This is a genomic window from Paenibacillus litoralis, assembly GCF_046244365.1.
Taxonomy (GTDB): Bacteria; Bacillota; Bacilli; order Paenibacillales; family NBRC-103111; genus Paenibacillus_V.
In genome coordinates this window covers 80,779-94,948 of record NZ_CP176395.1, presented here as the reverse complement: position 1 = coordinate 94,948, position 14,170 = coordinate 80,779, and the positions used below count along the sequence as shown (strand labels likewise).

Sequence of the window (14,170 nt, the reverse complement as noted above, 5' to 3'; positions counted from 1 at the left end):
CCCGCTGAGCCAATCCACTTCACCTCTTTATGGTAATCCGCCCAAGCAGGGCGAATTCCGCTATTTGCCGTCAATTCCGGCCATGACGTCTTGTTTTACACTCTGCAGCAGCTCTGCCGCCTGTTCGTTCGATTCTCCGCATACGGCAAAATACAGCTTGATCTTCGGCTCGGTGCCGGACGGTCGCAAGCAGAACCAGGAATGGTCCGCCAGCACGTATTTGAGCACGTTCTCCGGCGGCAAGCCGTCGCGGCCTTGCGCATAGTCAAGCACTTCGGCTACGGGGACGCCCGCTACTTCAGACGGCGGATTGCTGCGCCACTCGTTCATGATTTGACCGATCTGGGCTAGACCGTCCTTGCCCTTCATCGTCCGCGACTCCAACGCCTCCAAGAAGTAGCCGTGCCGCGTGTATAGCTCCTGGAGAACGTCGTACAGCGTCTTGCCTTGCTGCTTGTAATAGGCTGCCGCTTCCGCGAGAAGCATCGCTGCGACGACCGCATCTTTGTCCCGTGCGTAATTGCCGGCGAGATAGCCATAGCTTTCCTCATAACCGAACAAAAAAGTCCGATCGCCTTGCGTTTCGAATGCCGTCATTTTCTCGCCGATATATTTAAATCCGGTCAAGGTGTTAAGCGTATCGATGCCGTAGTGCTTAGCGACGACAGCTCCCATTTCACTGGTGACGATCGTCTTGATGACGATTCCGTTTGCCGGCAGCTCGCCGCGACGCTTCAGACTCCCAAGCAAATAGTCGACCATAATCGCTCCCGACTGATTGCCCGACAGAACGACGTATTCGCCATTCGCATCCTTGACAACCGCTCCCATCCGGTCGCAGTCCGGGTCCGTACCGAGGATCAGATCGGCATCGCTCTGTTTCGCCAGCTCGATGGCAAGCGTAAAAGCTTCGCGTTCCTCCGGATTCGGCGATTTGACGGTCGAAAACTGCGGATCCGGCAGCTCCTGGGCAGCGACAACGGCGACGCGTTCGAAGCCGATTTTTTTCAGGGCACCACGAACGAGGAGATTCCCCGCTCCATGCAGCGGCGTATAAATAATTTGCATCCGCTCGCTCATCGCTTTGACTACGTCCGGATTTTGGCTGACTGCGGTCACTTGCTCCAAATAAGCTTCGTCGATCGCCTCTCCGATCCAATGAAGCAGGCCTTGCGTTTCCGCCTGTTCGCGCGTTATTCGGTGTATCTCCGCAAAAGAAGCTACGGATTGAATGCTCGCGATGACCCGCTCCGCCTGATCCGGTACAAGCTGGCAACCGTCCGAATTATAGGCTTTGTATCCGTTGTATTCAGGCGGATTATGGCTGGCCGTTACGACGATGCCTGCTGAAGCCCGTAAGTGCCGAACTGCAAACGACAGCTCCGGTGTTGGCCGCAGCGACTCGAAAACGTAAGCGGCGATTCCGTTGCCCGCGAGCACCAGCGCCGCTTCCAAGGCAAACTCGGGCGATTGGTTTCGCGAATCGTATGCGATGACGACGGAACGAGGAGCTTTTTCGTGCTCGAGCAAATATTGCGCCAGACCTTGTGTAGCCCGCCCCACGGTATACCGGTTCATCCGGTTCGTGCCCGCGCCGATTACGCCCCGCAGGCCTCCCGTTCCGAACTCCAAGCCCTTGTAAAACCGGTCCTCGATTTCGGCGTGCTGCCCTTCCAGCGCCAGCAGCTCCTGCTTGGTCGTTTCGTCGATCGCCGGGTCGTTCAACCATTGCCTGTACTCATTTTGCACGTTAACGTTCATTTTCCATAACCCCTCTCCACATAAATGACAACGGAAGCATGGCCTGTGCCCTACTATTGGCAACTTTCTATGACCGTCTCCGGTGATTGGCCGCAGCTGAGCAGGCTCATTGCGCACCTTCCCATGAATATGAGCATCGCTTTGTTTTTACCACCGAATAATCCAACAAATGCGGAACCCCGCTTGCCCTCTAGGAGCGGTCCGCCATAGCGAACATCAATTCGCCTTCCACTGCAATTTCATCCCCTACGCGAGCAACGCCGCGGCCCTTCACGATCGTCCCTTTCAGGCGCGTAACCGTAAATTCCAACGTCAGCGTATCGCCGGGAACGACTTGACGGCGAATCCGCAAACCGTCGATACCGGCGAACAGGCCTATTTTGCCGCGATTGCCTTCCAGCTTCAGAAGAGCGACGCCGCCGACCTGGGCCAGTGCTTCAACGATCAGAACGCCAGGCATGACCGGAAAACCCGGAAAATGGCCTTGAAAGAACGGTTCATTAATCGTCACGTTTTTCACTCCAACCGCACGAACGCCTTCTTCGACTTCCAGAATACGATCGACAAACAAAAAGGGATACCGGTGTGGAATAATGTCTTGCACTTCAGTAACGTTCAACATAAAATTACCTGCCTTTCCTTGTTTCGAATAATTTTGCTGCGTTCAACTTACAATACAAATGTCCCTCAAAACCTGCAGGTTTGAGGGTTGAGATAAGGGAGCATATTGCCGGATTCGCCCTAGAATCGGGAAATATGCTCTTTCCTTTCTTCTGCATGCGGCATGCCTCGGCCGCGGTTAAGCGACTTGAACTTGAATATATAAATGAAGGAAGTAACGAAAGAAAACGTAATGACAAACCATAAATAAGTGATAGCATAAGGAACTTCGAATACGATGAGCCATATCGCGATATAGTAAAGAACCGTCGTCAGCTTGCCCATCGTGTTGGCTGGAACCGTCTTTTTGCCGCGAAAATGAAAAAATGCAGACCCTGCGATCATCCCCGCATCCCGAATGAGCATCGCGATTGCTGCGGCCCACGGAATCATTTCGGAGATCAACAAGGAAGCCATGACAGCCAGCATCATCGATTTGTCCGCCAGAGGATCGAGCATACTGCCGATCTCCGTAATTTGCTTTCGTTTACGCGCCAAATACCCGTCGAGTACATCCGTTACGCCCGCGATCAGCAATACGATAAAGGCGGACTTCACATATCCCTCGAAAAACACACTCAAATAAAGCGGTATTAATAGAAACCGGACCCCGGTCAACAGATTTGGCAAGTTCAAATCCGTGCCCCTCCTAAACTTTCACCTTCAGTAAAACGACTCCGCAGCATCTCTAGTCTAGTCTTATGTAAGCGTACGCAATCGAAATACCGTCCACATCCTTACATTATAACGTTAGAATGGTCAAAAAGAAAACTCCCCGCAGGGAGTCCGCTATGGTTTCCTATTGATTCTTTCCAGGCCCTTCATGCCTAGTCCGGTGAAAAGCCGCTTACGTATTCGCAAAAACGAGGTCGATCAAGTGCTTCCAGGTGTCCAGCTTCCACACGTCTGCGAACGGCTGTCCGCCCAGCTTTACGTAACCGATACTGAGTCCCGCAAGCAAAGCGATGCAGCAAAGAATCGGTATCAGCAAGTGGCGAAGGATGCGCAGCGTTATAACAAGGGCACGAGGGAGACGTTTCCGGGCCGCCTTCGTTTTCTCGGATTTGGATGGTTTGGATGTCATAACATTAATCTCCATACCGTCATCCGCGAAGGTTATTCGCCAGATTCATCATCGTGTCCGACGATGTGATCGCGCGCGAGCCCATTTGGAATGCACGTTGGACCATCATGAGTTCGGTCATCTCATCGGCCATGTTCACATTCGATTGCTCCAAAAAACCTTGGCGGACGGTAATCGGGGTCTCAAGGCCGGAACCTGCTCCATTGTTCGCCACGCGAATCACCTGCCCGGCAGCCGGTCCGTTGGCAACCGTCTGCGGCAGTACGAATAGATTGTCCCCGATCTGCTGCAAGTATTGAGGCCGAACGGCGCGCATGAGCTTGACCCGTTGTCCAGTCAGAAACGTATTGCTCGGGTTCCCCTCGTCGTAAACCCGAATGTCGCCATTCGTATCTACTGCCATGCGAAATCCAATCGGCACGGTTATCGGCTGATCGTTCGTGTCCCGTACATGATAGCCTTCTTTGGTCGCCAAGTAGCGATTTTCTGGATCGCCGGGCTGAACGATCAAATCAAATGCCCCGTCACGCGTGTAGAGCGCTTCCTGCAAGGCGTTTCCATTCTCGTCAACCGTGTTGCGGACTACCTCGAACAAGCCTTCGCCTTCGATGGCGATATCCGTTGCTGTGCCCGTTTCTTTCATCGCGCCTTGACTCATGCTCATCTGTACTTGGCTAAGCTTTGCGCCCCAGCCTTGATTAAAGCCGAGCGGCGACAACCGGCCTTCTTTCTGAAACCCGGCAGGCTGCTGCTTGATGTTGTTCAAGATATCCTCGAAGGTTGCCTCACGCCGCTTATAGCCTACCGTATTGACGTTGGCCATGTTGTTCGACACGATATCCAGCTTCTGCTGGAGGGCGTGAAGCGTCACCATCGAATTGATCATCGAGTTGTTCATTAAGGGAACCTCCTAAGCGCGTAACATCTCTAACCTAGACCCGGCCGACCTCGTTCACGGCTTTCTCCATGCTCTTATCGTAAAATTGAACCATCTTCTGATTGGTTTCGTAGGCGCGGAGTGCGGCCGTCATATCGATCATCGATTGGGTCGGATCCACGTTCGAGCGCTCGATGTACCCTTGCTCCACGCGGACTTGATCGTTCATATTGAGAATCGGTACCGCTTGCGCCGCATCCTCTTCGTTCAAACGGTAAACACCGTTTCCTTCGCGAATCAGCCTATTCGGATTTTCCACGCGGGATATAAGTAGCGAAATCTGATTACCGTTCACGTCGTTGAGCGGTTGACCATTGACGGCGTCCAGAAACTGCCCTTGCGGGCCTATCGTAGCGTCAGCCAAAAGAACCGGATTGGCCGGATCGGCATTATCCACCAGCACGACCGGCTGGCCGTCTTGGCCGAGTACGCGGTAACCCTCCGGGGTAACCAGCTCGCCGCCCGCATTTACGGTGAATCGGCCGTTACGGGAAAACCGGTTCTCCCCGTTCACATCCTGCACGGTAAAGAAAGCCTGCGGCCGATAAATGCGTTCGCCTTCGGGCGTTATGTATTTACCGGCGCCGTCAAACGCGATGCCGGGAACCTGAATATTCGAAACAAGCGCCAAATCGAACGGGTTTTTGGTTTCCTGAAGATCGCCTTGCAAATAAATCGATAAATCTTCCTCCGCCATAACGCCGGTGTTGATTCTGCCGATCGCCGACGCAACCGGACTGTCCGATCCGCCTGTCGATATGGCGAGCAGCATTTCCGGAAACGACCGGCTTACTGCATTGCCCTGTTTAAACCCGGGCGTATTGATGTTCGCGATATTATTCGTAATGGTATCATGCTTGCGTTGCTGGGAAATCATTCCTGCCGCCGCCGTATACAATCCTCTTAACATGATGCTCCTCCTCCCGCCTGGGCGAGACACGCTTTTTTCCGTTTTTAGAAAAGGCCGGTCCCAGAACCGGCCTTTTCCTTTGCTCTATTCTTTTATATCGTCATCGGAGCATCCGTTTTTTATCGGTCTTTTTACACATTTTTACGGCACCCCGTTAAATGCGCTTCTTCACCTTGTCGAGGTTGTCCAGCATAACGCCGGTCCCTTTGACCACGCAATGCATCGGATCTTCCGCCACGATGACCGGTACTTTAAGTTCTTCCGACAGCAAGAGATCCAGTCCGTGCAGCAAAGCCCCTCCGCCGGTCAAAATGACGCCGCGGTCGATAATGTCCGCAGATAGTTCCGGAGGCGTGCGCTCCAGCACCGTTTTGGCCGATTGTACGATGGCGGATACCGATTCCCACAACGCGTCCTTGATTTCCTTGGAGTTGATGGTGACGGTAAGCGGCAAGCCCGAAACCATGTCCCTTCCGCGGATATCCATTTCGTCGTAGCGGCCTTCGCCGTAAACGGTAGCGATCTTCATCTTGATGTCTTCGCTCGTCCGCTCGCCGATCAACAGCTTGTACTTATTTTTGATAAACTTCATGATTGCGGAGTCAAACTTGTCCCCTGCAATCTTAATAGAAGAGGAGGTGACGATGTCGCCCATCGATAAGACGGCAACGTCCGTCGTCCCTCCGCCGATATCCACTACCATGTTTCCGCTTGGCTGAAAAATATCCATTCCTGCGCCGATAGCGGCCACTTTAGGCTCTTCTTCCAGAAAAACTTCCCGGGCGCCGCTGCGTTCGGCCGCTTCGCGTATGGCCTTCTGCTCGACTGACGTAATGTTGGTCGGACAACAAATAAGAATGCGGGGGTGGCTGTACCATTTGCGCCCGCCTACTTTATCGATGAAATATTTGAGCATCATCTCGGTAATCTCAAAATCCGCGATGACGCCATCCTTTAACGGGCGAATGGCGATAATATTGCCGGGAGTCCGGCCCACCATCCGCCGCGCTTCTTCCCCAACGGCCAGCACGCGCTTGGTTTCGCTTTCGATCGCAACGACCGAAGGTTCATCCAGAACGACGCCGCGACCCTTCACATGTATGAGTACGTTTGCTGTTCCCAAATCTATTCCGATATCTTTGCTTAACATACGAAGTAAAATCCTCCCTGAACCGACCGTTCCTGCCAACATTTGGGGTGTTCCAAGTGGAAACGGCTCACCGTCTTAGGTAAGACAGTGCCGTTTCCCGAGGTGAATTCAGAGTCGCGTATACGCGTAAAGCTTATACATTCTGAATCACTTCAAAAGCCGAGAATACCGCCTGCAACTATCATTCGCCACAAAAAGCTAAAATCCTCTTTTATTCGAACATTTTTGCGTGCGGAGATCGGTTACGATTTAACAGTGACCAGTTGGTCTGCGCCTTTGTAATGACGTGTTTTTTTGTATTTGATTTTCGTGGCTTCGCCTCCCCGCAAATGACGGATCGATTTGTGATATTCCAAAATCGTTTTCACTTGATTCGCCAGATCGGGGTTGATTTCAGGCAGCCGTTCCGTTAAATCCTTGTGCACCGTGCTCTTGGAGACTCCAAATTCCTTGGCAATCGTTCGAACCGTATTTCGCGTTTCAACAAGACAGCGACCGATTTTGACGGTTCGCTCTTTGATGTAATCGTGCACTCCGCCCGCCTCCCTACTTCGAGATAGTTTGGTACATTATATGAGGAGCGAGCCTATATATTCTGATTGAGCGTTTGTCCCACAAAAAAAAGCAGAGAAGGATTGTCCCCCTCTGCTTATGGCCGCCTGCCTAAGCTTTGCTTAGCGAGACGCTTACTTGTCGCTGATTGCCGTGTCCGGATTGAGTGCCGTACCGTTTTGACCCTGACGCACCTCGAAGTGAAGGTGAACGCCGAGATCCTTGCCAAGCTCGCTGCGTCCCGCTTTTGCAATAAGGTCGCCCTTCTTCACTGCGGCGTCCTTTGCTACTTTCACGTCGGACAAGCTCTGGTATACGGTGACAAGCCCGTTTGGATGTGTGATTTCCACGGTTTGTCCGGCTACCGGATGATCTTGCACGTTCGTGACCTTGCCGCTTGCTGCCGCTAGTACGTCAAACGATTGGCTGTCTTCCCTGGCCAGATCGATACCCGCATTCGGGATCAGCGTATCGCCGTATTCGATCATAGCCGCTTGCTTCGTTTCGCTCGTTGCGTCTTTGTCAAAGAAAGGCATTGCTGTTTCAAGCTCATTGCGATCCTTCACCGGCCAGCGCATCGTTTCCGTGTTCGCCGCCACCTCTACCGAATCTCCCGTTTTGCCGCCTGCGTCGGTTACCGTCGTTCCGGCCTTACCGGTTTCGAGGCCTAGCTCTTTACCGGTCAGGGTTGACGTTCCGGAACTCTGGTAGACCCACATTAACGTTAAAATAATTGCAGCGGCTACCATGTACAGCGCAGGAAAGGCCCACTTCTTCGACATTAGCCTTTTCCAAGACGAGGACGGGTTTACCGCCGGAGCTGCTTCTGTGGATTGAGCAGCTTCTGGTTTGCTTTGAATCTCTCTGTTTTGATCACTCATTACTATCACCTCATTAAGCATTGTTGCCAGATCAAGATGTTTTATACGCGAGATGATAGATTTTTTTGGAGATTCGTAATGTAGAAGTTTAGGAGTCGCTAGAAGTCCGATTTAGAAGCTTGTTCCAGATAAGAGGCGTCGCTCTCTATTTGAATGCCGGTATAATAGTAGGTAACGATTTGTTCGGCTGTCTTGCCCTCTTTCGCCATTCCGTTGGCGCCCCACTGGCTCATACCGACGCCGTGGCCGTAGCCGGTCGTAGTAATCTCGACGTCCTTCCCTTTCAATTTAAATTGAAACTGCGACGAATTAAGCCCAAGCTTCTCACGAACCTGGCGGCCGCTGAACAGCTTGCCTCCGATCTTGATCTGCTTGATGCGATGGCCGTCAGACGTTTCGAGCGTCTTGCTTCCGGATACGGCCGAGCTTGCGGCCACCGAACCGCCGATTCCCAGCTTTCGCGCGAACTCGCTATAGGGCATGGTAATCGTTTCGCGATAGCGCGGCGACAGCTTGCTGTCCCAAGGGCTTTTGACGCTGCGCAAATACGGGATAGCCTCCGACCAGTAATCCTCCGCGTTCTCGGTATAACCATTGCTGGTGGAGAAAAAGGTTGCCGTAATCGGCTTGCCGTCGTATGTCAAAATCAGGCCCTTCGTCTCCTCGACCGCACTGCTGATTTTGGCGGCGTTCTGCCGGTACGCTTCGGCGCCCCACTGCGCTTCAAGCTGGCTGTCGGTCAAGTACGCCTGATGCGCAACCGTATCGGTTACCCAGGCTCCCTTTACGGGCACGCTGCTCGTATCCTTCTCCAAAATACGCCGCACGATATAGGTACGGGCTGCCAGCGCCTGGGCCTTCAGCGCTTCGGCTTCGAACTCGACCGGCATTTCAGCCGCTACGACGCCGCGGACATAAGATTCTATCGGGATGCGGTCAATGCGCTGCTCCTTCGTTAAATACACGGGGACGATCAGAGATTTGGCGGCTTCTGCTGCGGCGGAAACCTGTACCGAGCCGTTAGCAGGCAAGGAAGTACCGTCCGAAGGCGATGGAGAGGAGGAGCCTTTGATTAGGAGACCGGGAATAACCACTATAATTGTGATCAAGACAACGATAGACAACCATAGACCCACTCGGATAGCGGTCTGTTTTTTGCGCTGCATGGCTAGTTTAATCATGTTTGCACGGGCCTCCTCTAGCGAATACGATGTCCGTCCGCCGTAACGGAAATGGCAAGCTAGCAGCTTTCGCTAGGCTTGCTATCCATCATATGACTATGAAACACCTGCTAGAACATGTTTAACAGACCAACTCGCATGCATATTGAGAGGGAAGGACAGAAGAAGCAACAAAAAAACTGACACCCCGGCTGCTGCTGGAATGTCAGTTTATATGTTCGTATGTAACGGTTAAGCCGCTAGGGCGCCTATCATGCCCAAGTAGGCTGGATGGCGAACAAGCCGACTTCGCTCGTTTCCTCTTCTTGCTCCAGATCGATTTCGACCCTCCGAATATCGGCCCCCAGCTCCTGCAGCCGCGAGACGATGCCCACATAGCCGCGATCGATATGATGGATACCGGTCACTTCCGTCTCTCCGTCCGCCGCAAGACCCGCGAGTAAGAGTGCGGCGCCCGCACGCAGGTCGGTCGCGCATACTTTGGCGCCCTTCAGTCTTGCATTTCCGACGACAACCGCGGTACGGCCTTCGACCTTGATTTGTGCATTCATCGCAAGAAACGCGTCTACGTGCATAAACCGGTTCTCGAACACCGTCTCCGTCACAAGACTCGTTCCGTCCGCTTTCATCAAAAGCGCCATCATCTGCGATTGCATATCCGTCGGAAAGCCGGGGTACGGCAGCGTCTTCACGTCGACCGCTTTAAGCGGCTCGGGTGCGCTTACGTATAAGCCGTTCTCATCCTCATCAATCACAACGCCCATTTCCTGAAGCTTGGAGATGACCGGCATCATATGATCGGCAATCGCGCCTTCAATATATAAACTGCTGCCGGTAATCGCCGCCGCAACCATATAGGTGCCTGCCTCGATACGGTCCGGAATCACGGTATGGGTTACGCTCCGCAAATGTTCCACGCCGTCGATTCGGATCACTCCGGTCCCGGCGCCGCGTATGCGAGCCCCCATGGCATTCAAATAATTGGCAAGATCGACGATTTCCGGCTCTTTGGCCGCATTTTCAATAACGGTTGTACCTTCGGCAAGAGCGGCAGCCATCATGATGTTCTCGGTCGCCCCTACGCTTGCGACGTCCAAATACACCTTGGCCCCTTTTAGCCTTCCCTCTACCTTCGCTTCAATATAGCCTTGGCCGAGCTCGATCGTGGCGCCCATCGCTTCAAAGCCTTTAAGATGCTGGTCGATCGGACGGGTTCCGATGGCACAGCCGCCGGGAAGCGCAATCTTGGCGCGGCCCATTCTGGCCAGCAGCGGTCCGACGATCAGGAAAGACGCCCGCATTTTGCGGACCAGTTCGTAAGTGCCCTCGCAAGAAACGATGTCCGTCGCATCTACACGCATCATATCGCGTTCATAGACGATATTGGCACCCAGATGCTTCAGCACCTGGATCATCGTCATCACGTCGTCCAAATGCGGTACGTCATGGATGACGCTTTCGCCTTCGCCGCTTAACAGCGATGCGGCTATTATGGGAAGAACGGCGTTCTTCGCCCCGCATACTTTCACTTTACCCGATAATCGTTTGCCCCCGCGGACGATTATTTTGCTCATCATGGTCCCTCCGCGCCTGTTTGATGTCAGCATCGTTTGTGTGCTGGCCGCTGCTGCCCGCGCTTGTGCAAACACATAGGTTCAGCGTAGGCATTCAGTCGTAAACCGACGTTCTTCATAACGTTCGTAGGCTATTCGTATTATAAGACGGTACTATCTGATTATTTGAGATGGGGGACACCCATTCGTTGTTGTTATTATCCATTGTTGACAAGTAGGGACTATGTTATTCGACAAAATCATGTCGAGCCGCTTTTGGCTCGTCCTGTGCATCCCAAGAACAAACCGCTGCAGGAGCGTAGGCTTATATGCCTATGTTTACCGGGAAAATGAGTTACCGGAGATTTCGCTTCGGAACTCGCTAAAACATTCCTTTGAGCAAAGCCGACCAGTTGAAATAATCGATAAAAAACCGGGACACTTCATAACCGAGCGCGATCGACAAAAAGATTTGCAGTACTTTCGCCTGTGGACTTTTCGGGTTTTTCACAAAAAGATCGAGGCGTATCTGCTGGAGCGCCCACCAGGATAAGCCGATCGCGCAAAGCGTCAAAACAATATAGCCAAGACTGCTCATGGCAAACGAATAGTTAAGCGGATCCGCCGAATCCATATCCATCTCGCATTTCCTCCTATGCCATACATGTGTGTCGGCTTACCGAATATGAGACGTTATCCCGTCTTCGCAAGAAGCGCCGCGATTTGAGCGCGAGTCGCCGGGGAGCCCGGGAGAAATCTGCCGTCCTCGAAGCCTTGCACCCAGCCCTCCGCTTTCATTGTCCTTAGAATGCCGCTGCCCCAATAGGAATCGTCAACATCCGCATATGGAGATGGGCCGCTGATTGGTTTGAAACCAAGCGCGTGGGCAAGCATGGCGGTCAGTTCCATCCGTGTAACCGGCGAATCGGGCCTGAACGTCCCGTCTCCATAGCCGCTGACGATTCCAACGCGCGTTGCCGCGGCTATTGCATCCTTGGCCCAATGATTGAGAGAGACGTCGGTGTATGAGGCTTGTCCGCCCTTCAGCCCAAAAGCGCGGGCGAACATCGTGACGGCTTCCGCCCTCGTTAACGTGCGATCCGGACCGAATCGATAGGGAGCATAGCCGTTTACGATTTGCTTGGCCGTCAGCTTCGCAATAGCCGTCTCCGCCCAGTGCCCGCCGATGTCGGCATAGCCGGAGACAAGAGGCTCCGCATCCACGACAAGCGAGTATAACTGATTGTTGAAGCTTCGGTCGGCCGTCAGCTTAACATAATAGGTTCCTCCAGCCAGCTTAGCATCGAGTTGCACGGACGAATAATTGGATTCCACCAAATCCGTTTGCAGCGGGGCAAGCGAGGCATCCGTCAATCCGATTGTAAGGACACGATCGATGGGTATGTCCGTCAGTTTAAAATGAACGAGATTTTCGCCGTTTAGCTTAAACTTAAACCAATCTACATCAGCATCGGTGTCCAGCACACCCTGATATCCGGTCCCAAGCTCGATAAGAGCAGCCTGATACGGTTTATCATTCGGCTCGTTCGGGTCCTCATATCGTGTGGAGAAGTCAATATTCAACATATATTCCCCGACGACAGGATAGGCATACTCGGCTATATTGCTGACTCGAATATAATACGTGCCGGGCGTCACTTCGAGAGGCATGGACGTTTCCGTTTCACCGTCGGACCGCTCGTCGATAATAATTTCTTTATCGCCTTTCCGCTGAATAAGCAGCACCGGATCGATTCTTGCGGTATCGACGGCAAGCTTAATTTGCAGCGTCCCCGGCTGGTCGACGATCATGGCAAACCAGTCGTCGTCACGGTACGCATGAAACGTGCCGACCACCGTCTGGCTTCTATTTGGCAGCACATAGGCTTTGAATTGACGGTCATTGTCTTCGAAAGCATCGGCATGCATCCTGAAATCCGTTTTCAAATGATACACGCCTTGCCCTTTCGGGACGCCTTGCGATTGAAGCTTGAGGTAGCTCTTTCCTTTGAGAAGAGGGATTTCAACGCCGGAGGAAAGCCCTTCGTTATAGGAAACGCCTGCTCCGGCCGAATCTGAATAGTGTACAAGCTGCCCTTTGAGTCCGGCATCCTCGCCAATCAACTGAACGCGAAGCAGTCCGTCATACGGCGCATCCACGACGAACCAATCGTTATCGTTGGCGTTCGCGAACGATGCGTCAATCGAGCTGTTGACCGGAAGAGGTTTTGCGCTAGACAATGTGTCGTTAGGCTCAAACATATCGTCGCGATAGGCTAGGGCGAGCGCACGATCGGCGCGAAGCAGGCCGAACCCCGTTACCGGATCCCAACCCGGCGTTTCCAAATCCTCCGCGCTTTGGCGAATTGCATTGCGAATTTGATACGGCTTCCATTCCGGATGAATCGACCAGAGCAGCGCGCTCACCGCAGCTACCTGAGGAGCAGCAAGCGATGTGCCGTTCTTCTCCGTATACGTACCTCGAATTGCGGTCGTAAAGACGTCCCATGGGGCCACGATATCCAGTTCCGGCCCAAAATTGGACAATGCCTCCGGTTTATTGTCCTTCCCTACGCCTCCGACGGCAAGAACGGTCGGATATGCGGCGGGATACCGAACGGCGTTGCCCTCATTCCCGGCTGCGGCTACAAGCAGAACGCCGCGTTCCTCCGCATAGTCGATTATAGCGCTCATGTAAGACGAATATTTGTTAATGCCTAGAGAGAGTACAACGATTTTGGCACCGTGATCCACGGCATAGCGAATTCCTTCGCCCAGCTTCTCCTCGTCGCCGGTGCCGTCGGACTCCAGCGCTTTAATCGGCATAATTTTGGCGTTCCAGAGCAGTCCGGCAATTCCCTTATCGTTGTCGGCCGCTGCGGCTAATACGCCCGCTACGTTGGTACCATGACCTTTATCGTCCATCGGAGGTTTACTAGGCTGGATCAAATTCGCTCCGGGAACCAGATTGTCCTTCAAATCGGGGTGATCCAAATCGATTCCCGTATCCACGACGGCAATAATAATATCCGTGTTTCGTTTAGCGATATCCCAAGCTTCGTAAGCATGAATTTGCCTTAAATAATCTTGGTTGCTTATAAGCGGATCATTGGGCTCGGCAGCCCACGCGGCGGTAGTGCCGACAGCGAATAAAAGCACAACCAAAAATAACGTTTTTTTTGTCATAATCGGGCATCCTTTGGCGAATGTTGTCGCAATGTTGTCCGTTTAACTAATTCGCCATTGGCCGCTCGTTCCCTGCTTCATTATGAAAACCCGTGCTGATATTTGCATGTTCGCGCAAAGGCGTTTCTACCTGCCAGAGAGCTCTACACCACCTAAAAGCGTTATCTACATGGTCTACCCCAAAAATCCCAGGGTGTTTCTACCCCTCTGAAAGCGTCTCTACCCCTCCTAAAGCATCTCTACCCCTCCTAAAGCATCTCTACCCCTCCTAAATCCTCCCCTTCAAAGGGGAGGACCCCAAGGGGCGCCGCCCCC

Annotated in this window: 13 protein-coding genes; all 13 read right to left on the bottom strand. The window is 53.0% G+C overall.

Annotated features, from left to right (window positions below; translation table 11 throughout):
* Positions 1–60: 60 nt before the first annotated feature.
* The 13 genes from ACKGJP_RS00435 to ACKGJP_RS00375 all read right to left on the bottom strand — a co-directional run bounded on the left by ACKGJP_RS00435 (position 61) and on the right by ACKGJP_RS00375 (position 13,855).
* A complete protein-coding gene (locus tag ACKGJP_RS00435) occupies positions 61–1,761 on the bottom strand; it encodes a phospho-sugar mutase (protein ID WP_409343755.1) in 1,701 nt (566 codons plus the stop codon).
* Positions 1,762–1,951: 190 nt separating this feature from the next.
* On the bottom strand, positions 1,952–2,383 hold the full coding sequence (fabZ, locus tag ACKGJP_RS00430) for a 3-hydroxyacyl-ACP dehydratase FabZ (protein WP_409343754.1): 432 nt from the start codon (positions 2,381–2,383) through the stop codon (positions 1,952–1,954).
* Positions 2,384–2,502: 119 nt separating this feature from the next.
* Complete coding sequence (locus ACKGJP_RS00425) at positions 2,503–3,057, bottom strand: CDP-alcohol phosphatidyltransferase family protein (protein WP_409343753.1); 555 nt, start codon at positions 3,055–3,057, stop codon at positions 2,503–2,505.
* Between the two features lie 211 nt (positions 3,058–3,268).
* Entirely contained in the window at positions 3,269–3,505 is a 237-nt protein-coding gene (locus ACKGJP_RS00420) for a DNA-directed RNA polymerase subunit beta (RefSeq protein ID WP_409343752.1), read from the bottom strand.
* Between the two features lie 19 nt (positions 3,506–3,524).
* Complete coding sequence (locus tag ACKGJP_RS00415; protein ID WP_409343751.1) at positions 3,525–4,403, bottom strand: flagellar hook-basal body protein; 879 nt, start codon at positions 4,401–4,403, stop codon at positions 3,525–3,527.
* A gap of 34 nt (positions 4,404–4,437) precedes the next feature.
* Positions 4,438–5,352 carry a flagellar hook-basal body protein gene (locus ACKGJP_RS00410; protein ID WP_409343750.1) on the bottom strand — a complete coding sequence of 305 codons (915 nt, stop codon included), beginning with the start codon at positions 5,350–5,352 and terminating at the stop codon, positions 4,438–4,440.
* A gap of 154 nt (positions 5,353–5,506) precedes the next feature.
* Positions 5,507–6,502 carry a rod shape-determining protein MreB gene (mreB, locus tag ACKGJP_RS00405; protein WP_409343749.1) on the bottom strand — a complete coding sequence of 332 codons (996 nt, stop codon included), beginning with the start codon at positions 6,500–6,502 and terminating at the stop codon, positions 5,507–5,509.
* A gap of 242 nt (positions 6,503–6,744) precedes the next feature.
* Positions 6,745–7,035: a sporulation transcriptional regulator SpoIIID gene (spoIIID, locus tag ACKGJP_RS00400; protein WP_409343748.1), complete on the bottom strand. Its 291-nt coding sequence runs from the start codon at positions 7,033–7,035 to the stop codon at positions 6,745–6,747.
* A 153-nt stretch (positions 7,036–7,188) separates the two neighbouring features.
* Positions 7,189–7,836, bottom strand: coding sequence for a peptidoglycan DD-metalloendopeptidase family protein (locus ACKGJP_RS00395; protein ID WP_409343747.1), 648 nt, complete (start codon positions 7,834–7,836; stop codon positions 7,189–7,191).
* A gap of 197 nt (positions 7,837–8,033) precedes the next feature.
* Entirely contained in the window at positions 8,034–9,116 is a 1,083-nt protein-coding gene (spoIID, locus tag ACKGJP_RS00390; RefSeq protein ID WP_409343746.1) for a stage II sporulation protein D, read from the bottom strand.
* A 251-nt stretch (positions 9,117–9,367) separates the two neighbouring features.
* The gene (murA, locus tag ACKGJP_RS00385) at positions 9,368–10,690 is read right to left on the bottom strand and encodes a UDP-N-acetylglucosamine 1-carboxyvinyltransferase (protein WP_409347036.1); all 1,323 of its coding nucleotides are present in this window, start codon (positions 10,688–10,690) and stop codon (positions 9,368–9,370) included.
* Positions 10,691–11,051: 361 nt separating this feature from the next.
* Positions 11,052–11,309 (bottom strand): DUF1146 family protein, encoded by a 258-nt coding sequence (locus ACKGJP_RS00380; protein ID WP_409343745.1) that lies wholly within the window; start codon positions 11,307–11,309, stop codon positions 11,052–11,054.
* A 53-nt stretch (positions 11,310–11,362) separates the two neighbouring features.
* A complete protein-coding gene (locus ACKGJP_RS00375) occupies positions 11,363–13,855 on the bottom strand; it encodes a S8 family serine peptidase (RefSeq protein ID WP_409343744.1) in 2,493 nt (830 codons plus the stop codon).
* Positions 13,856–14,170 lie beyond the last annotated feature (315 nt).